Annotated in this window: 18 protein-coding genes; 7 read left to right on the top strand and 11 right to left on the bottom strand. The window is 68.6% G+C overall.

Annotated features, from left to right (window positions below; all coding sequences use genetic code 11):
* The first annotated feature begins 160 nt into the window (after positions 1–160).
* Genes GGQ91_RS11290 through GGQ91_RS11275 form a run of 4 tightly spaced genes read left to right on the top strand, consistent with a single transcriptional unit; the run spans position 161 to position 2,916 of the window.
* Positions 161–745 (top strand): DUF1285 domain-containing protein, encoded by a 585-nt coding sequence (locus GGQ91_RS11290; protein WP_182592136.1) that lies wholly within the window; start codon positions 161–163, stop codon positions 743–745.
* The gene (locus tag GGQ91_RS11285; RefSeq protein ID WP_182591968.1) at positions 742–1,413 is read left to right on the top strand and encodes a CoA pyrophosphatase; all 672 of its coding nucleotides are present in this window, start codon (positions 742–744) and stop codon (positions 1,411–1,413) included. The genes GGQ91_RS11290 and GGQ91_RS11285 overlap by 4 nt, the downstream gene beginning before the upstream one ends.
* Before the next feature lie 10 nt (positions 1,414–1,423).
* The gene (locus GGQ91_RS11280; RefSeq protein ID WP_043755696.1) at positions 1,424–1,681 is read left to right on the top strand and encodes a DUF6111 family protein; all 258 of its coding nucleotides are present in this window, start codon (positions 1,424–1,426) and stop codon (positions 1,679–1,681) included.
* A complete protein-coding gene (locus GGQ91_RS11275) occupies positions 1,678–2,916 on the top strand; it encodes a tRNA nucleotidyltransferase/poly(A) polymerase-related protein (RefSeq protein ID WP_182591967.1) in 1,239 nt (412 codons plus the stop codon). The genes GGQ91_RS11280 and GGQ91_RS11275 overlap by 4 nt, the downstream gene beginning before the upstream one ends.
* 7 nt (positions 2,917–2,923) lie before the next feature.
* Here GGQ91_RS11275 and GGQ91_RS11270 read toward each other — a convergent pair whose 3' ends face one another.
* The 7 genes from GGQ91_RS11270 to GGQ91_RS11240 all read right to left on the bottom strand — a co-directional run bounded on the left by GGQ91_RS11270 (position 2,924) and on the right by GGQ91_RS11240 (position 9,797).
* The gene (locus tag GGQ91_RS11270; RefSeq protein WP_043383318.1) at positions 2,924–3,325 is read right to left on the bottom strand and encodes a F0F1 ATP synthase subunit epsilon; all 402 of its coding nucleotides are present in this window, start codon (positions 3,323–3,325) and stop codon (positions 2,924–2,926) included.
* Positions 3,326–3,474: 149 nt separating this feature from the next.
* Positions 3,475–4,929 carry a F0F1 ATP synthase subunit beta gene (gene atpD / locus GGQ91_RS11265; RefSeq protein ID WP_043383320.1) on the bottom strand — a complete coding sequence of 485 codons (1,455 nt, stop codon included), beginning with the start codon at positions 4,927–4,929 and terminating at the stop codon, positions 3,475–3,477.
* Between the two features lie 42 nt (positions 4,930–4,971).
* Entirely contained in the window at positions 4,972–5,862 is an 891-nt protein-coding gene (locus GGQ91_RS11260; RefSeq protein ID WP_043351709.1) for a F0F1 ATP synthase subunit gamma, read from the bottom strand.
* Between the two features lie 134 nt (positions 5,863–5,996).
* Positions 5,997–7,529 (bottom strand): F0F1 ATP synthase subunit alpha, encoded by a 1,533-nt coding sequence (atpA, locus tag GGQ91_RS11255; protein ID WP_043383323.1) that lies wholly within the window; start codon positions 7,527–7,529, stop codon positions 5,997–5,999.
* A gap of 54 nt (positions 7,530–7,583) precedes the next feature.
* Complete coding sequence (locus GGQ91_RS11250) at positions 7,584–8,156, bottom strand: F0F1 ATP synthase subunit delta (protein ID WP_043755699.1); 573 nt, start codon at positions 8,154–8,156, stop codon at positions 7,584–7,586.
* Positions 8,157–8,373: 217 nt separating this feature from the next.
* A complete protein-coding gene (locus GGQ91_RS11245) occupies positions 8,374–9,063 on the bottom strand; it encodes a DsbA family protein (protein WP_053609995.1) in 690 nt (229 codons plus the stop codon).
* Between the two features lie 107 nt (positions 9,064–9,170).
* On the bottom strand, positions 9,171–9,797 hold the full coding sequence (locus tag GGQ91_RS11240) for a 2-hydroxychromene-2-carboxylate isomerase (protein ID WP_043383327.1): 627 nt from the start codon (positions 9,795–9,797) through the stop codon (positions 9,171–9,173).
* A gap of 201 nt (positions 9,798–9,998) precedes the next feature.
* On the opposite strand from GGQ91_RS11240, the gene GGQ91_RS11235 reads away from it, so the two are divergent.
* Positions 9,999–11,237, top strand: a complete 1,239-nt coding sequence (locus tag GGQ91_RS11235) for an argininosuccinate synthase (RefSeq protein WP_043356498.1) — start codon at positions 9,999–10,001, stop codon at positions 11,235–11,237.
* A 32-nt stretch (positions 11,238–11,269) separates the two neighbouring features.
* Here GGQ91_RS11235 and GGQ91_RS11230 read toward each other — a convergent pair whose 3' ends face one another.
* Positions 11,270–11,914 carry a hypothetical protein gene (locus GGQ91_RS11230; RefSeq protein ID WP_182591966.1) on the bottom strand — a complete coding sequence of 215 codons (645 nt, stop codon included), beginning with the start codon at positions 11,912–11,914 and terminating at the stop codon, positions 11,270–11,272.
* 155 nt (positions 11,915–12,069) lie between these two features.
* On the opposite strand from GGQ91_RS11230, the gene GGQ91_RS11225 reads away from it, so the two are divergent.
* On the top strand, positions 12,070–12,303 hold the full coding sequence (locus GGQ91_RS11225; protein WP_075379630.1) for a hypothetical protein: 234 nt from the start codon (positions 12,070–12,072) through the stop codon (positions 12,301–12,303).
* Positions 12,304–12,900: 597 nt separating this feature from the next.
* Here the strand turns inward: GGQ91_RS11225 and mtgA are convergent.
* Positions 12,901–13,545 carry a monofunctional biosynthetic peptidoglycan transglycosylase gene (gene mtgA / locus GGQ91_RS11220; RefSeq protein WP_043356502.1) on the bottom strand — a complete coding sequence of 215 codons (645 nt, stop codon included), beginning with the start codon at positions 13,543–13,545 and terminating at the stop codon, positions 12,901–12,903.
* A 160-nt stretch (positions 13,546–13,705) separates the two neighbouring features.
* Between mtgA and GGQ91_RS11215 the strand changes: the two genes are divergently transcribed.
* On the top strand, positions 13,706–14,677 hold the full coding sequence (locus GGQ91_RS11215; RefSeq protein WP_043356504.1) for a polyprenyl synthetase family protein: 972 nt from the start codon (positions 13,706–13,708) through the stop codon (positions 14,675–14,677).
* Positions 14,678–14,982: 305 nt separating this feature from the next.
* Here the strand turns inward: GGQ91_RS11215 and mmsB are convergent, their stop codons facing one another.
* Together mmsB and mmsA are read right to left on the bottom strand one after the other, a co-directional pair.
* Positions 14,983–16,110 (bottom strand): multiple monosaccharide ABC transporter permease, encoded by a 1,128-nt coding sequence (mmsB, locus tag GGQ91_RS11210; protein ID WP_236962144.1) that lies wholly within the window; start codon positions 16,108–16,110, stop codon positions 14,983–14,985.
* 107 nt (positions 16,111–16,217) lie between these two features.
* Positions 16,218–17,753 (bottom strand): multiple monosaccharide ABC transporter ATP-binding protein, encoded by a 1,536-nt coding sequence (mmsA, locus tag GGQ91_RS11205; protein WP_182591964.1) that lies wholly within the window; start codon positions 17,751–17,753, stop codon positions 16,218–16,220.
* Between the last annotated feature and the right edge of the window lie 8 nt (positions 17,754–17,761).

The following is a 17,761-nucleotide window of genomic DNA, read 5'->3' as shown; positions in this document are numbered from 1 at the left end:
TCCCCGCCGGGGCCCCAGGAGGAGGGCGCGGATCGGTGATCCGGCCTTCGCGCATGCGTGCGTCGGGCCGATAGCGCGGCCCTGCGATCGGGACCGGATCCGGCTGGATCCTTCGGCCGGCCATGGCTGACGGCGCACCGGCACGCTATCTGTCATGGGTATGAGCGTGGATCCCGCCCCCGACCCGACCTTGAGCCGCCTCAGCGCGGCCCTCGGGGACCTTCCCAAGCGCGGCCTGCCGCCCGTGGAACGCTGGGACCCGCCCTATTGCGGCGCCATCGACATCCGCATCGCCGCCGATGGGACATGGCACCACAACGGTTCGCCGATCCGGCGGGACAAGCTGGTCAAGCTGTTCGCCAGTATCCTGCGGCGCGAGCCGGATGGCCGGACTGTCCTGGTCACGCCGGTGGAAAGCGTCGGGATCACCGTCGAGGATGCGGCCTTCGTGGCCGTCGAGATGGCCGTCGACGGCACGGGAGCGGACCGGCGCCTCTCCTTCCGCACCAATGTTGACGATTTGGTGAGCGTCGACGCAGGACACGCCCTGCGCTTCGAGGAGGGGCCGGACGGGGCCCTGAAGCCCTACCTCCATGTCCGCCGCGGGCTGTGGGCGCTCGTGACCCGGGCGCTCACCTACGACCTCGTGGATCTCGCCGAGGAACGCCTCGTCGACGGGAGGCCCTGGCTCGGCCTGTGGGCCGGCGGCACCTTCCACACCATTGCACCGGTCGCCGCCGCGTGAGCGACCCGCTCGCCGAGTTTCTCGCCCGCGCTGCGGTTGGCCTGTCGCCGGATCCGCCGGGACCGGACGATCCGACCTCCAATCCCCGCGGCGACCACAGCCTCGATCCGGATGGCACGGCCGTGATGCCGCCGCCGCCCCATCGCCGGGCCGCAGTCCTCGTCCCGGTCGTGCGCCGCGCGGACGGTCCGAGCCTCATCCTCACCATGCGGGCGGCCAACCTGCGCGACCATTCCGGACAGGTCGCGCTGCCGGGGGGCAAGATCGATCCCACCGATCCCGGCCCCGCGGATGCGGCCCTGCGGGAGGCCTTCGAGGAGATCGGGCTGCTGCCCGCGGCCGTGCGGCTGCTCGGCTATCTCGACCCGTACCTCTCGGGCACCGGATTCCTGGTGACCCCGGTGATCGGCTTGGTCGATTCCGAGGTAACCCTGACGCCGAACCCTGCCGAAGTGGCCGATGTCTTCGAGGTGCCATTCCCGATTCTCATGGATCCGGAACGCTATCGCCTGCGCTCCCGCGCCTGGCAGGGCCGCGAGCGCTGGTTCTATGCCTTGACCTACGGCGAGCGGCTGATCTGGGGTGTCACCGCCGGGATCCTGAACAATCTCCGGGAACGGCTCTATCCGGAAACGGAGTCGGGCGACGTCGGTCGCCCGGCGCGATAGGCTGCCAGGCATGCTGCGCCGCGTCCTCGAAGAGTTTGGCCTCTTCCTCGTCCCCTTCGCCCTCTTCCTGGTCTACCTGCTGCTGTCCGGCCGCAACCCTCTGCGCCGGGTGCACTGGGACCCGCACCTGTTCCGCCTCGTCCTGGCCGGGCTGGCGGTGGTGATCGGCACGCTCGTCTACGAGGGGTTGTTCTCCGAGCGTCGCCCGGCGGGCTACGTACCCACCCACATGGAGAACGGCCGCCTCGTGCCCGGTGGATTCCGGTGAACCGCGCGCTCGACCAAGCCGGTCTCATGGCCCTGCTCGACCGCCCGGGCGTGCGCCGCGTGCTCGCGGCCCTGGATGCCCCCGGTGCCGAGACCCGCCTGATCGGCGGCTGCGTACGCGACGCGCTGCTCGGCGTGCAGACCGCCGACATCGATATGGCGACCACCCTGCTGCCCGAGGCGGTGATGCATGCGGCGCAGCGGACGCGCGGCCTCAAGGCGGTGCCGACCGGGATCGAGCACGGGACGATCACCCTGGTGACCGAAGACGGGCCGATCGAGGTCACAACCCTGCGCGAGGACGTCGAGACCGACGGACGGTACGCCGTCGTCCGCTTCGGCACGGACTTCCTCCGCGATGCCGAGCGCCGGGACTTCACGATCAACGCGCTCTCGCTCGGTGCGGACGGAACGCCGCACGATCCAGTGGGCGGCCTGCCCGATCTCGAAGCCGGGCGGGTGCGCTTCATCGGCGATCCGGCGACCCGCATTCGCGAGGACGCCCTGCGGATCCTGCGCTTCTTCCGGTTTCAGGCGCGTTTCGGCGCCGGGGCGCCCGATGCGGCGGCGCTCGCCGCCTGTGTGGCCGCGCGGGACAGTCTGGACCGGCTCTCCCGCGAGCGCGTGCGCGCGGAGTTCCTGAAGCTGCTGGCGGCCTCCGGCGGTCCGGCCATGGTGGCGACGCTGAGCGCGACCGGCCTGCTGCAGCGGATCACCGGCGGCGTCGGTGAACTCGGGCGGCTGGAGCGCGCCGCCGCTGCGGGATTGTCTCCGGTGATGCGCCTCGCAGCCCTCTCGGTCGGGGCTCGGCACGACGCGGATCGGCTGCGCGAGCGGCTGCGTCTCTCGAAGAGCGAGCACGGACAGCTCATCGGCTACGTGGAAGCGCTGGCCGATCTCCACGGACGTGCGGTGCTGGATGGGGTCGCGGCGCGGGCGCTTGCGGCCGGGCACGGCCTGTCGCGGCTGGCAGACATGCTGGCGATCCTGGCCGGGGAGCCGAGGCCTGCCGTAACAGAGACGGCGATCAGCGCCTTTGAAACCCTCAAGGGGGAGGGGGCGTCGCCGGCCTTTCCCCTGGCGGGGGCGGATCTGGTCGCGGCCGGCGTGGCGCCGGGTCCCGCGATCGGGCGTGGGCTGGCCACGGCGCGGAAAGTCTGGCTGGAGTTGGGCTGCCCGACGGATGCCGAGGCGCGGGCCGACCTCCTGGCGCGGGCGCTGGAGGGCGCCCGCTGAACGAGGCTCAGAGCTTCAGAAGCGCCTTGGTCTCCTGGAGCTGGACGATCTGGCCGTTCAGCTCCTCGCGCTTCTGCAGGTCCTCGGTGGCGTCACGCTGCATCTCGATGGCCTCGATGTCGCGGTCGAGGGATTCGTGCGTCAGCTCCTCGATCGGCGCAGCACGCTCGGCGAGCACGGTCACGGCCGTCGGGCCGATATCGGCGAAGCCGCCGCGAACGTAGATCCGCTTGCCGCTGCCCTGGCTCTCGGTGACCACGATGACGCCGACCCGCAGGGAGGTCAGCACGGGCGCGTGGCCCGGCAGCACCGTCATCTCGCCCTCGACGCCGGGCAACTGCACGGCGCTCACCTCGCCGGAATACAGCGTCCGCTCGGGGCCGACGAAATCGAAGTGGAAGGTGGCCATCTCAGGACGATCCCGGATCCGCAACAAGCTCTCCTCCCCGTGCGGGGAGGAGTTGGAGGTGGGGGTGGTTCAGGATGGAGCGCAGCGGCTTCGCCTGCACCATCCCCACCCCCGATCCCTCCCCGCGAGGGGGAGGGGAGGGCGTCGTCTTACGCGGCCTTCATCTTCTTGGCCTTCTCCTGGGCCTCCTCAATGGTGCCGACCATGTAGAAGGCCGCCTCCGGGAGGTCGTCGTAGTCGCCGTTCACAAGGCCCTTGAAGCCCTTGATGGTGTCCTCGAGGGCGACCTGCTTGCCCGGCGAGCCGGTGAACACCTCGGCCACCGAGAAGGGCTGCGAGAAGAAGCGCTCGATCTTGCGGGCGCGGGCCACGGTCAGCTTGTCCTCTTCGGACAGCTCGTCCATGCCTAGGATCGCGATGATGTCCTGGAGGGCCTTGTAGCGCTGCAGGGTCTGCTGCACCCGGCGGGCGACGTCATAGTGCTCCTCACCGAGGATGGTCGGCGACAGCATGCGCGAGGTCGAGTCCAGCGGATCCACCGCCGGATAGATGCCCTTCTCGGCGATCGAGCGCGACAGCACGGTCGTGGCGTCGAGGTGGGCGAACGAGGCGGCGGGCGCCGGGTCGGTCAGATCATCGGCCGGCACGTAGATGGCCTGCACCGAGGTGATCGAGCCCTTGGTCGTGGTGGTGATGCGCTCCTGCAGGGCGCCCATGTCGGTGGCCAGCGTCGGCTGGTAGCCCACCGCCGACGGGATGCGGCCGAGAAGCGCCGACACCTCGGAGCCCGCCTGCGTGAAGCGGAAGATGTTGTCGACGAAGAACAGCACGTCCTGGCCGTCGTCGCGGAACTGCTCGGCGATGGTCAGGCCGGTCAGGGCGACGCGCGACCGGGCGCCGGGCGACTCGTTCATCTGGCCATAGACCAGGGCGCATTTGGAGCCCTCGGCGGAGCCATGCTCCTTCGGGTCCACGTTCACCTTGGACTCGATCATCTCGTGATAGAGATCGTTGCCCTCGCGGGTGCGCTCACCCACGCCGGCGAACACCGAGTAGCCCGAGTGCACCTTGGCGATGTTGTTGATCAGCTCCATGATCAGCACGGTCTTGCCGACGCCAGCGCCGCCGAACAGGCCGATCTTGCCGCCCTTCGCGTAGGGGGCGAGCAGGTCCACCACCTTGATGCCGGTGACGAGGATCTGCGCCTCGGTCGACTGCTCGGCATAGGAGGGGGCCGGCTGGTGGATGGCGCGGTAGGTGTCGGCCTGGACCGGACCGGCCTCGTCGATCGGCTCGCCGATGACGTTCATGATGCGGCCGAGCGTGTTCATGCCCACCGGAACCTTGATCGGCTCGCCGGTGTCCGTGCATTCCTGGCCGCGGGTCAGGCCCTCGGACGTGTCCATAGCGATGCAGCGGACAGTGTGCTCGCCGAGCTGCTGGGCGACCTCGAGGACGAGGCGGGCGCCGTTGTTCTTGGTCTCGAGGGCGTTCAGGATCTCGGGCAGGTGGCCCTCGAACTGCACGTCGACCACGGGGCCGATAACCTGGGTGATCTTGCCGACCTTGTTGGAGCCGGCGCCGGGGAGTGCGGTGTTCGCCATCGTTAACCTACCCTTCAAGCTGTGCGTTCAGGTGGCGGAGCCTCAGAGGGCTTCCGCACCCGAGATGATCTCGATGAGTTCCTTGGTGATCATGGCCTGACGCGTCCGGTTGTAGATCAGCGTCTGCTTCTTGATCATCTCGCCCGCGTTGCGGGTGGCCGAATCCATGGCGCTCATGCGCGCGCCCTGCTCGGAGGCGGCGTTCTCCAGGAGCGCCCGGTAGATCTGCACCGTCAGGTTCTTCGGCAGCAGCGTCTCGAGGATCGCCTCCTCGGAGGGCTCGAACTCCAGCGCGGCGTTGCCGGCCGCAGCCTTCGCGGTCGTGTCGACCGCGGGCAGCTCCGCGGGGATCAGGCGCTGCGCGGTCGGGATCTGCGAGATGACCGAGCGGAACTCGGAGTAGAACAGGGTCGCGACGTCGAACTCGCCGTTCTCGAAGCGGGTCAGGATCTTGTCGGCGATCCCGGCCGCGAACTCGTAATCCACCGGGCGGTTGCCACGGATGTCCATGCTCTCGACGATCTGGTCGCGGTACTGCCGCCGCAGCGCGTCGAGGCCCTTCTTGCCGACCGTCATGATCTTGACGGTCTTGCCCTCGGCGGCGAGCTTCTGCGCGTATTCGCGCACCGCGAGGCGGACGATCGACGAGTTGAAGGCGCCGGCGAGGCCGCGGTCGCCCGTGCACACGACGAGCAGGTGTGTCTGCTCGGACCCGGTCCCGGACAGGAGCCGCGGGGCGCCGACGCCGCCGACGAGATTACCTGCGAGATTGCCGAGCACGGCCGACATCTTCTCGGCATAGGGACGGCCCGCCTCGGCGGCCATCTGCGCACGGCGCAGCTTGGCGGCGGCGACCATCTGCATGGCCTTGGTGATCTTCTGCGTCGCCTTCACCGAGGTGATGCGGTTGCGCAGGTCCTTCAAACTCGCCATCGGGTGAGGTCCAGGTCCGTTCTATGGGCCTCTCCTTCCCTCGGCGGGAAGGAGCCGGAAATTCGGGCGGTGCAGCGCGGATCGCAATCCCCCTGCACCACCCAAGATCCCTCCCCGCGGGGAGGGGCCTCACATCAGCCGATCGACTTGGCGACGCTCTCGACGACGCTCTTCAGCTTGCCGGCGTTCTCGTCCGACAGGTCCTTGGAGGCGGCGATGGAGTCGAGCAGGTCCTTGTGCTTCGAGCGGAGCGTGCTGAGCAGCGCGTCCTCGAACGGGCGGACCTTGCTGACCGGCATCTTGTCCAGATAGCCGTTCACGCCGGCGTAGATCACCGCGACCTGCTCTTCCATCTTCAGCGGCGAGAACTGCGGCTGCTTCAGGAGCTCGGTGAGCCGCGAGCCGCGGTTCAGGAGCGCCTGGGTGGAGGCGTCGAGATCGGAGCCGAACTGCGCGAAGGCGGCCATCTCGCGGTACTGCGCGAGCTCGCCCTTGATCTTGCCGGCGACCTTCTTCATCGCCTTGGTCTGGGCCGAGGAGCCCACCCGCGACACCGAGAGGCCCACGTTCACCGCCGGGCGGATGCCCTGGTAGAACAGGTCGGTCTCGAGGAAGATCTGACCGTCGGTGATCGAGATCACGTTGGTCGGGATGTAGGCCGACACGTCGTTGGCCTGGGTCTCGATGACCGGCAGCGCGGTCAGCGAGCCGTTGCCGGCGGCGTCGCCCATCTTGGCGGCGCGCTCCAGCAGGCGGCTGTGGAGGTAGAACACGTCGCCCGGATAGGCCTCGCGGCCCGGCGGGCGGCGGAGCAGCAGCGACATCTGGCGGTAGGCCACGGCCTGTTTGGAGAGATCGTCATACACGATCACGGCGTGCATGCCGTTGTCGCGGAAGTATTCGCCCATGGCGCAGCCGGCGAACGGCGCGATGAACTGCATCGGGGCCGCGTCGGACGCCGTGGCCGCGATGACGATGGAGTATTCCAGGGCACCTTGGTCCTCCAGCACCTTCACGAACTGGGCCACCGTCGAGCGCTTCTGGCCGATGGCGACGTAGATGCAGAAGAGCTTGGCCTTCTCGTCGCCGCCGGCGGCATGGCCGGGCTTCTGGTTCAGGATCGTGTCCAAGGCGATGGCGGTCTTGCCGGTCTGGCGGTCGCCGATGATCAGCTCGCGCTGGCCGCGGCCCACCGGGATCAGGGCGTCGATCGCCTTCAGGCCCGTGGCCATCGGCTCGTGCACCGACTTGCGCGGGATGATGCCCGGAGCCTTCACGTCGACGCGGCGACGCTCGGTGGAGACGATCGGGCCCTTGCCGTCGATCGGGTTACCGAGGGCGTCGACCACGCGGCCGAGCAGGCCCTTGCCCACCGGCACGTCCACGATGGCGCCAGTCCGCTTGACGGTCTGGCCTTCCTTGATCTCGCGGTCGGAGCCGAAGATCACGATGCCGACGTTGTCCTGCTCGAGGTTCAGGGCCATGCCGCGCACGCCCGACTCGAACTCGACCATCTCGCCGGCCTGGACGTTGTCGAGGCCGTAGGCGCGGGCGATGCCGTCGCCGACGGACAGGACCTGCCCGACCTCGGAGACCTCGGCTTCCTCGCCGAAGTTCTTGATCTGCTCTTTCAGGATCGCGGAGATCTCGGCGGCGCGGATGTCCATACTCGGGCCTCTGTCGCTGATGCGTCTATGCGTGTTCGGATCGGATGGGGGCGCTTAGCGCGCGGCCCGCATCGCGAGGCGGATACCGTTGAGCTTGGTCTTGAGGGACGCGTCGACCATGCGCGAGCCCATCTTCACGACGAGGCCGCCGATCAGGCTGGGATCGACCACGAGATCGACGTCGACTTCGGCCTTCGCGATGTCGCGCAGCGACGCCTTGATCTCCTCGATCACCGCGTCGGAGGGCTTCTCGGCCACCCGCACCTGGGCACGGACGATCCCCTTCGAATCCTGAACCAGACTCCGGAAGGCGCTGATCATGTCCGGGAGGGCGAAGAGCCGCCGGTTCGCGGCCGCGAGGCGGATGAAGTTGCCGGCGAGACCGCCGATTTCCGCCTTGTCGAGCACGGCGCCGATGGCGGCTGCCTGCTCCTCGGCGCTGAAGACCGGGCTGCGGATGAGGCGGCGGAGATCCGCGCTCTCCTTCAGCAGCGTGTCGAATTGGTTGAGGGATTGGGCGACCGCGTCGACCTGGCGCTCGTCGCGCGCGAGCTCGAACAGGGCGGAAGCGTACCGGCCCGCCACGCCTGCGACCAGGGGACCAGCCTCGGAACCGTTCTGCGCCACCCGTCGCTCTCTTCTCTGGTTGCCCGCCCGCTCCGCGCGCTCCGGCAGGAGCGCGGTGCGTGACCGTTCGGGACGTGGGATCGTGCCGGCAACGGACAGGGTCAAGACCTGTCCTCGCGGCGCGGCGACCGCCTAGCATGCCAGCATGGCCGCACGCAACACGGCAGGCGCACCGCGCAGCGCGTGACGACGGCGGAAGTGTGACGCCGGAGCTGCCTCAGCAGGCAAGCCGGTCGCAGCGCCGGACGCTCGCGATCATCTGCGCCATGGCGCGCGCGCCCGGATGGCCCAGGATGCCGTTGTTACCGAGCACGTAGGAGGGCGTCGCGTAGAGGCCGAGATCCGCCGCCATGCGCATCTGGCTCTTGAGCGCCGCGCGCACCTCCTCGCTGTCGGCGATCGCCTCGACGTCCGCCTGCGGGATCCCCAGCGCGGCCGCGGCGGCGAGCGCCCCGGGCCCGTCGATGCGGCCGGGCTTGCCGAGCAGCGTCTGATAGAAGCGCCAGGCGGCGTCCGAGCCGAGCTTGCGCTGCACGGCCAGCATCACCTTGGCGGCCTGAGCCGATTGCGGCGACAGGATCGGGTTGTGGACAAGCCCGATGCGCAGGTCCGCATCGCCGGCATGCAGGGCGACCACGTCGGCGGCGGCCTTCCGGCAATACGGGCAGTTGAAGTCGAAGAATTCGTAGAGCGTGGTCGCGGCGTCCCGCGGTCCGACATAGGTGACCCCGCGCAAGGCCGGAATCTGCCCGGTGATCTCGCCCGGCAGGATCGAGTTCGCCACTGCCTTGCCGTCATCGCCCGTGACTGCGACGCGCTGGCCATAGGATTGCGCAGCCGCCCGCCCGAAACCCGAACCCAGCAGGATGCCGGCGGCGGCGAGGATCAGGCGACGGGAAACAGGCATGGGACACGTCCAGGGCATCGGGGTCCCGCTCCGGTCGCGCCGAAGCGGAGCCGGACCAGAACCAGGGAGGCGAGTCGGTTTGATGGCGTATCGGCGTGACGGTGGCGCTACCGCAGCCCCTTCGGCCGGTCGCCGGTCGCCCAGGCCAGCGCCTGCTCCAGGCGGTCATTGCCCCAGAACAACTCGCCATCATCGGCCAGGAACGTGGGCGCCCCGTAGATCCCACGGGACCGCGCCTCCTCGACGCTGACCCGCAGCTTCGTCTTGTTGGCCTCCGCGGCAGCGGCGCGCACGGTCTGGGTCCCGTCGAGCCCGAGCGAATCGACGATCTGGGCCACGGCCGCGGGCTCCGCGATCGAGCGGCCCTCGGCGAAACTCGCGGTGAACACCGCCTTCGAGAACGGCACGAGCCAGTCCTGGTCCTGGCCCAGGATCGCCACCCGCACGGCACTGAGGCTGTTCTGCGGAAACTGCGCGGGGCGCGTCACTGGCGGCAGGCCGAGCCGTGCAGCCTCGCGCTCGACGTCCCGCCACATATTCTTGCCCTTGGCCGGGTAGAGATTGAAGGGCGAGGTCGTCCAGCCCTGCGCCGCGAAGAGCGGCCCGACCAGGAACGGGCGCCACCGGATCGCCACGCCCGCCTCGGACGCCGCCGCCTCGACGCGCATCGCGGCGAGGTAGGAGTAGGTGGAGGCGAATTCGTACCAGAACTCCAAAATTGGCTGGCGCGCCATAGACTTCGCTTCTCCGATGCACTCTTGCGGCGATGACGACTGGCAACGCCCGCGCCATTTCTCGCACGGCCGCAAGGCCACCGTGAGGCGAAACGCGGCCGATCTCTCGCCATCAGAGCTACGCGCGAGACGGCGCGCCGGTTGCAGGCCGGTGACACCCGCGATAAGCCGCTGACGCCCCGCCTCAGTTCCGGAAGTCGCATGTCCGTTCCCGCGAAGAGCCCCGTGAAGAAGGTCGTGCTGGCCTATTCCGGCGGCCTCGACACATCGATCATCCTGAAGTGGCTGCAGACCACCTACGGCTGCGAGGTCGTGACCTTCACGGCCGATCTCGGCCAGGGGGAGGAGCTGGAGCCGGCCCGCCGCAAGGCGGAGCTGCTGGGCATCAAGCCCGAGAACATCTTCATCGAGGATCTGCGCGAGGAGTTCGTCCGCGATTACGTCTTCCCGATGTTCCGGGCGAACGCCGTCTACGAGGGCGTCTACCTCCTCGGCACTTCGATCGCCCGGCCGCTGATCGCCAAGAAGCAGATCGAGATCGCCGAGAGGGTCGGGGCCGACGCGGTCTGCCACGGAGCGACCGGGAAGGGGAACGATCAGGTCCGCTTCGAACTCGGCTATTACGCCCTGAAGCCGGATGTCACGGTCATCGCGCCCTGGCGCGAGTGGGACCTGCGCTCCCGTGAGCAGCTCATCGCTTTCGCCGAGCAGCACCAGATCCCGATTGCCAAGGACAAGCGCGGCGAGAGCCCCTTCTCGGTGGACGCGAACCTCCTGCACGCCTCATCCGAAGGCAAGGTGCTGGAGGATCCGGCGATCGAGGTGCCGGACTACGTCTACTCGCGCACTCTCTCCCCCGAGGAGGCCCCCGACCAGCCGACCGTCGTCACGATCGGCTTCGAGCGCGGCGACGCGGTCTCGATCGACGGGGAGGCGCTGTCGCCCGCGAACCTGCTGGCGAAGCTCAACGAACTCGGCCGCGCCAACGGCATCGGCCGGCTCGACCTCGTCGAGAACCGCTTCGTCGGCATGAAGAGCCGCGGCATGTACGAGACACCGGGCGGTACGATCCTGCTGCCGGCGCACCGCGCCATCGAATCGATCACCCTCGATCGCGGCGCCGCGCACCTGAAGGACCAGCTCATGCCGCAATACGCGGAGCTGATCTACAACGGCTTCTGGTTCTCGCCGGAGCGCGAGATGCTCCAGGCGCTGATCGACAAGAGCCAGGAGAAGGTCACCGGTACGGTGCGGCTGAAGCTCTACAAGGGCGGCGTCCACGTGATCGGCCGCGAGAGCCCGCACTCGCTCTACGACCAGGATCTGGTGACCTTCGAGGAAGGCGCCGTCGCCTACGACCACCGCGACGCGGCGGGCTTCATCAAGCTCAACGCGCTCCGGCTGCGCACCCTGGCACAGCGCAAGAAGCGCGAGGGCTGAGGCTCGCCGGGGCCCGCCGACGCCGCAGCGCGTCAGGCGGGCTGCCAGCCCGCAGCCGACCGCCGGAAGGCGCCGGGCCCGAGATCGGCGTAGCGCAGGAAGATCTGCAGGGCCGGCTGCAGCTCGCGATGGAGGCGCACCAGCCGCGCCTCCGAATCGTCGTCGTCGTTCGCGGCCGCCCCGGCCACCGCGGCGAGATGGCGTGTCATGGCGGCGGTGTAGGAGGCGTCTTCGCCGTAGGGCCGCTGCGGGTCGACGTGCGGAACACCCTGCGCCGCGTTCCAGCCGACGTTGAGCCGTGGGATCAAGGCAAGGTGCTCCGGAGTCACCGCGAAGATGATGACGTCCGGCGTCTCGCCGGTCGCCGCATCCCGGAAAACGTCGCCGACCGCGCCCGGATCGAGCTTCGCCAAGCCATTGTGGTACTGGTATCGACCCGGCTTCAGCTGCGCGTTCTGAACGAAGACGGCGAGGCCGTCCTCGAGCGACCGGTGCTCCTCCTCGGCGCCCTCGTCGTCCCCGGTGATGTTGGCGATGTCGCCGTCGCGATCCAGGCTGCCATAGGGCGCCGCCGGGTGAACGGTCGGCGCCCCGGGCTCGGCGCCATCCCAGGCAACGACCATCCGGCGGATCAGGGCGATGCGCTCCAGGCTCAGGTCGTAGACGGCATCGCTCATCGTGTGTGGGTCCGCGTCCTCAGGGGGTGACGCTCCTCTTACAGACCGGATTCGGCCGTTGCTACCGCTGCCGACCCCGATGCTCTTTGAGTGAGCAGGCCCGGCCGAGGGATGTACCAAGCGGCTCTCCCAACTCTGCGAAGGCGGCTCCGCGTATGATCCGCTCAACGGTCCTCACCAGCGATCGCAGCCACGCCGTTCGCCTCGTGAAAGCGGGCACAGTTCCGGCCGACGTCCATCCAGCCGATATCGTGGAGATCGGGCGTTCGCGGGCGATTGTGCCGGAGGGGCACCAGTGGAAAGATCTGTTTCGGTATGAGCCGCGCGCCGGCGACGAATCGATTACAGAACGCGAGAACCTGCCCACGGATTGGCATAAGATTTTCTGATTTTTGGGATATTTACGATACAAATATTTGCATTAAAGCCGCAATGTCATATTGCTCGCCGCATAATATCAACTCAATATAATGGCGTAGCAATTCCTTATCTTGAGCTTACGCCGGGGAAGTACCCGTACGACGCGGGAAATTCTCACGCCAAGCTGAGCGTCGGACGGCGATCACGCATTTCGTTGCGCGGCGCGAGGCAGCGCCCTTCGCCGACAAGGCAGCGGCCGATTGTGGACACGTTCGCGCCGAGCTGCAGCGGGGCGGCACGCCCCGCAACGCGTACTTTACACAAAGTGACGCGCCCGGCGCGAACCCTTCGGACTTCAGACGGGCACGCAGCGCGCCCGGATTGAAAGCGGGATCGGCTATGGTTCGATCCGCCGCCGCTGAAGACCGGATTGCGGACTCGCGCCGATTGCGGACGGCGCGGCTGTCCGGGCGCACGGCACGGACGATGCCGCAACGCTCGGTCCGGGGCTCTGGACTCAGCCGGATCCGCACGACTGAAGCTCACCCGCTGTTGGCCAGGCATCCGTCCCGTCAGCGGCGGCCCCGGGACAGCCGACGATCGCGCCCCTGACCGGGACCGGGCCGCTACCGCCGCACGCAGCCGGTGAGCCCATCGATCTGACCCATCATGGCCTGGATCCGCGCTGCGCGGCGGCGCACGCCTGGAGAGGGGCGACCGGCGCTGCGGGTGATCGGATTGGGCAGGACGGCGGCGAGGAGGGCGGCCTCGTTCCGGGTCAGCCGGCTCGCGTCCTTGCCGAACCAGTGCCGGCTCGCCGCCTGCGCCCCGTAGATACCGTCGCCCCACTCGGCGACGTTGAGGTAGATCTCCATCATCCGGCGCTTGCCCCAGAGCGTGTCGAGCGCCAGCGCCAGCGGGATCTCGACCGCCTTGCGGATGTAGGACCGGCCCGGCCACAGGAAGACGTTTTTGACCGTCTGCATGGCGATGGTCGAGGCGCCGCGGCTCGGCGAATCCTCATCGTCGACCACGTCGCGGATCGCGCCGAAATCGACGCCGTGATCGAGGCAGAAGCGCTGATCCTCGGAGGCGATCACCGCCAGCGGCAGGACGGGCGCGATGCCCGAGAGCGGGACCGGATCGCGGCTCACCGGTTGAAGCGTCAACCACCGCCCGAGCATCAGGGTCGACGGCGGCATCACCGCGCTATAGACGAGCGCCAACGTCAGCGTGAGGACGAATCCGATCGCGGGGAGCAGGAGCAGCATCCCGACGATCCGGCGGACCGGGCGGGAGCGCCGCGGGCGCGCGAGCGGAAGGTCACGACCTGCCGTCTCTCGCCTGCGTCCCGCCCCATCCACCGTGAGTTCGTTCCCGCTCAACTGACGCTCGATTGGTTTCTAAGGCCAGGACCGGACGTAGCGCCCGATGACCCCGACCCCCTCAACGCAGGCACCGACCGGTTCGGTCAAGGCAGGCACGCCAGCCGTCGATTTTACCCACAGGTTGACGGAGGTCGCCGGGAAGGTCGAGACCTTCCTGGTCGAGCGCCTCGGACCGGACGTCGGCCCCGGCGAGATCGCACGGCCGTCCCGCCTGATGGAGGCCATGCGCCACGCGGTGCTCGGCGGCGGCAAGAGGCTGCGGCCGTTCCTCGCCATCGAGACGGCGCGGATGCTGGGCGGATCCGAAGCTGCGGCCCTCGCCGCCGGGGCGGGGGTCGAGCTGATCCATTGCTACAGTCTCGTCCACGACGATCTGCCGGCTATGGACGATGACGACATGCGCCGCGGCAAACCGACGGTGCACAAGGCCTATGACGAAGCCACCGCCATCCTGGTCGGCGACGCCCTGCAGACTTTGGCCTTCGAGATCGTGGCCGATCCGACCTGGCAGCCGGAGGCGCGGATCCGCGCCGACCTCGTCCTCGGCCTTGCCCGTGCCTCGGGCCTGGGCGGCATGGTCGGCGGCCAGCTTCTCGACCTCACCGCCGAGGGCCGGTTCGGCGTTGCCAACATGGACGTGGACGACACCCTGCGGATGCAGGCGATGAAGACCGGGGCGATCCTGGCCTTCTCGGTCGAGGCCGGCGCAATCGTCGGGGGCGCCGACGAGAGCCAGCGGGCCGCCCTGCTGCGCTACGGCCTCGCCCTGGGCCAGGCCTTCCAGATCGCCGACGACATCCTCGACCGGGAGGCCTCGCCGGAGGCCATGGGCAAGGCCACCGGCAAGGACAAGGATGCCGGCAAGGCGACGCTGGTCGATCGTCTCGGCATCGACGGCGCGCGCGCCGAATGCGACCGCCTCGTCGGCGTCTGCGAGGACGCGGTCTCGTCCTGGGGCGAGGGCGCGCGCATCCTGCGTGACGCCGCCCGCTTCACGGTGGCGCGCAAGACCTGAGCGTTTCGGCAGTGCCGTCCCCTATCGGCGTCGATCCGGTGGGGGGCGGAGGAAGGCCGGACGGGTGAAGCCGCCCGGATCAGGCGCGGCGGCTTCGTGGGTCCGGTGCGCCGCCGCGAGAGCCGCAGGGCGGCGCTGGCCTGCGGGACATGGGCGCCCGCGGGGCTGCGGGCCTTGCGCCCGCAGCGCATCGGCACAGATCGGCACCGTTCCATTCGGATCCGGGGGAAGCGAACCCGCGCGGGCCGATCGCCGCTTGCGCGGACGTGGTCCGGTCTCGGTCTGTCGCGGCGCGGACCGGCTGTTCAGAGCCGGTTGTTCTTGTTGTGGACATCCAGGCACACGGCGGCGAGCAGTACGACGCCCTTGATCACCTGCTGCCAGTCGACGCCGATTCCCAGGATCGACATGCCGTTGTTCATGATGCCGATGATGAACGCGCCGATCACCACGCCCGACACCTTGCCGATGCCGCCGGCCGCGGAGGCGCCGCCGATGAAGCAAGCCGCGATCACGTCGAGCTCCAAGCCGACGCCGGCCTTCGAGTTCGCGGTGTTGAGCCGGGCGACGAAGATCATGCCGGCGAGGCCGGCGAGCGCACCCATATTGGCAAAGGTCAGGAAGGTGAGGCGCTCGGTCTTGATGCCGGAGAGGCGGGCCGCCTTGATATTGCCGCCCAACGCATAGATCCGGCGCCCGATCGTCGTCCGCGTGGTGACGAAGCCGTAGAGCATCACCAGCGCCAGCAGGACGAGCAGGACGTTGGGCAGGCCCCGATAGGCACTCATCTGCCACGCGAAGGCAAGGATGAGGACGGCGGTGACACCGTTGCGGCCGATGAAGCTCGCCAAGCTCTGCGCCGCCTCTCCGGTCCTCACCTGCGCCTGCCGCCGCCGCCAGTTCAAACCGACCAGCGAGGCGACGAAGACAAGCGCGATCAGGAGGGACGTCGCAGGTCCGGCGAAGTTGGAGAGGAAGCCCTTGGCCAGCAGCTGGAACACTTCCGGAAAGGGGCCGATGGAGGTGCCCTGCAGCAGCACCTGGGTCAGGCCTCGGAACACCATCATTCCGGACAGGGTGACGATGAAGCTCGGTATGGCGAGATAGGCCACGAAGTAGCCCTGCAATCCGCCGATGACCGCGCCGACCGCGAGGCACAGAAGGGAGGCGGAGAGCGGGTCGAAACCGAAGCGGACCATCAGCAGCGCCGCGAGCGCGCCGACGAAGCCGACCACGGATCCGATCGACAGATCGATGTGGCCGGCCACGATGACGAGCAGCATCCCGAGCGCCATCACGACGACGTAGCTGTTCTGCAGGATGAGGTTGGTCAGGTTCAGCGGCTGGAACAGGACGCCGCCGGTGGCGACTTCGAAGAACACCGTGATCACCGCCAGCGCGAAGAGCAGCCCGTAGGTTCGCAACTGCGCCATCGGCAGCCGGCCGGGTCGGCCCCGCGGCTCGCTTGCGGCCGTGTCGCCGCCAACGTCGCCGCCAACGTCGCCGCCGGGAAGCATGGACTTGCTCATCGTGATGTCGGTCATCCGTTCAGGCCCTTGGAGCGCATGATCGCGCGCATGATCGCTTCCTGGCTGGCCTCGGCGCGCGAGAACTCGGCGACGAAGCGTCCCTCGTTCATGACGTAGATGCGGTCGCAGAGGCCGAGCAGCTCCGGCATCTCCGAAGAGATCATCAGGACACCGCGCCCGTCGTCGGCCAGTTCGTTGATGATGCTGTAGATTTCGTACTTGGCGCCGACATCGATGCCCCGGGTCGGCTCGTCGAGGATCAGCACCTTGGGCTGGGTGAACAGCCACTTGCTCAGCACGACCTTCTGCTGGTTGCCGCCGGACAGATTGACGGTCTGCTGCGTCACCCCGAAGGAGCGGATGCGCATCTTGGTGCGATAGCCGCCGGCGACCCGCTGCTCGGCCTCCTCGTCGATCACCGTCGCGGTCGAGATCCCGGGAAGGTTCGCCAAAGTCGTGTTCCGGGCGATGTCCTCGCCCAGCACGAGCCCGAGCTGCTTGCGGTCCTCGGTCACATAGGCGATGCCCGCAGCGATCGCCCGGTCGATCGTCGAGACGTCGACTTCGGCGCCGTCGATCCGGACGGTGCCGCGGACGCCCTGACCGTAGGAGCGGCCGAAGAGGCTCATGGCGAGTTCCGTTCGGCCCGCGCCCATCAGGCCGGCGATCCCGACGATCTCGCCCCTGCGCAGGGTCAGGCTGACGTCGCGCACCACCGCGCGATCGCCGTGAAGCGGGTGGTGAACGGTCCAGCCGCAGACCTCCATCAGAAGGTCGCCGATTCGCGGCGTCCGCACCGGATAGCGGTTCTCCAGGGTGCGACCGACCATGGCCCGGATGATGCGGTCCTCGTCGACCGCGCCGCTGCGGCAGTCGAGGGTCTCGACGGTGGTGCCGTCGCGCAGGACGGTAATCCGGTCGGCCACCTTCGCGATCTCGTTGAGCTTGTGGGAGATCAGGATCGAGGCGATGCCCTGCGCCTTGAAGCGCAGCAGAAGCTGCAGCAGGGCTTCGCTGTCCGTCTCGCTGAGGCTCGCGGTCGGCTCATCGAGGATCAGCAGCTTGACCTCCTTGGAGAGCGCCTTGGCGATCTCCACGAGTTGCTGCTTGCCGACACCGAGATGGGTGACGAGGGTGTCGGGGCTCTCGTCGAGGCCCACCATCGCCATCAGTTCACGCGCCCGAGCGGAAACCCGGCCCCGGTCGATGATCCCGAAGCGGGCCGGCTCGTTGCCGAGGAAGATGTTCTCGGCGATCGACAGATAGGGGACCAGGGCCAGTTCCTGGTGGATGATGACGATTCCGAGGCGCTCGCTGTCGGAGATGTTCCGGAACTGGCCGGGCCGGCCCTCATAGGTGATGCAGCCCGCGTAGGATCCGTGGGGATAGACGCCGCTCAGAACCTTCATCAGCGTCGATTTCCCGGCACCGTTCTCGCCGACGAGGGCGAGGATCTCGGCGGGCTCGACGGTGAGGTTGACGTCGTCGAGGGCCTTCACGCCGGGGAAGGTCTTGGAGATTCCCCGCATTTCGAGGACGGGCTGCATGCGACGCC

This window comes from Methylobacterium fujisawaense (assembly GCF_014138435.1).
Taxonomy (GTDB): domain Bacteria; phylum Pseudomonadota; class Alphaproteobacteria; order Rhizobiales; family Beijerinckiaceae; genus Methylobacterium; species Methylobacterium fujisawaense.
The sequence above is the reverse complement of the archived record's forward strand: the minus strand, read 5'-3'. Positions and strand labels throughout refer to the sequence as shown.

What these genes read in the sequence shown, in the direction of transcription:
- atpA (WP_043383323.1), bottom strand. Translation starts at nt 7,529, where the DNA reads ATGGACATCCGCGCCGCCGAGATCTCCGCGATCCTGAAAGAGCAGATC.
- GGQ91_RS11260 (WP_043351709.1), bottom strand. Translation starts at nt 5,862, where the DNA reads ATGGCGAGTTTGAAGGACCTGCGCAACCGCATCACCTCGGTGAAGGCG.
- GGQ91_RS11240 (WP_043383327.1), bottom strand. Translation starts at nt 9,797, where the DNA reads ATGGCGCGCCAGCCAATTTTGGAGTTCTGGTACGAATTCGCCTCCACC.
- mmsA (WP_182591964.1), bottom strand. Translation starts at nt 17,753, where the DNA reads ATGCAGCCCGTCCTCGAAATGCGGGGAATCTCCAAGACCTTCCCCGGC.
- GGQ91_RS11230 (WP_182591966.1), bottom strand. Translation starts at nt 11,914, where the DNA reads ATGAGCGATGCCGTCTACGACCTGAGCCTGGAGCGCATCGCCCTGATC.
- GGQ91_RS11245 (WP_053609995.1), bottom strand. Translation starts at nt 9,063, where the DNA reads ATGCCTGTTTCCCGTCGCCTGATCCTCGCCGCCGCCGGCATCCTGCTG.
- GGQ91_RS11215 (WP_043356504.1), top strand. Translation starts at nt 13,706, where the DNA reads ATGACCCCGACCCCCTCAACGCAGGCACCGACCGGTTCGGTCAAGGCA.
- mmsB (WP_236962144.1), bottom strand. Translation starts at nt 16,110, where the DNA reads ATGGCGCAGTTGCGAACCTACGGGCTGCTCTTCGCGCTGGCGGTGATC.
- GGQ91_RS11290 (WP_182592136.1), top strand. Translation starts at nt 161, where the DNA reads ATGAGCGTGGATCCCGCCCCCGACCCGACCTTGAGCCGCCTCAGCGCG.
- GGQ91_RS11280 (WP_043755696.1), top strand. Translation starts at nt 1,424, where the DNA reads ATGCTGCGCCGCGTCCTCGAAGAGTTTGGCCTCTTCCTCGTCCCCTTC.
- GGQ91_RS11235 (WP_043356498.1), top strand. Translation starts at nt 9,999, where the DNA reads ATGTCCGTTCCCGCGAAGAGCCCCGTGAAGAAGGTCGTGCTGGCCTAT.
- mtgA (WP_043356502.1), bottom strand. Translation starts at nt 13,545, where the DNA reads ATGCTGCTCCTGCTCCCCGCGATCGGATTCGTCCTCACGCTGACGTTG.
- atpD (WP_043383320.1), bottom strand. Translation starts at nt 4,929, where the DNA reads ATGGCGAACACCGCACTCCCCGGCGCCGGCTCCAACAAGGTCGGCAAG.
- GGQ91_RS11270 (WP_043383318.1), bottom strand. Translation starts at nt 3,325, where the DNA reads ATGGCCACCTTCCACTTCGATTTCGTCGGCCCCGAGCGGACGCTGTAT.
- GGQ91_RS11225 (WP_075379630.1), top strand. Translation starts at nt 12,070, where the DNA reads ATGATCCGCTCAACGGTCCTCACCAGCGATCGCAGCCACGCCGTTCGC.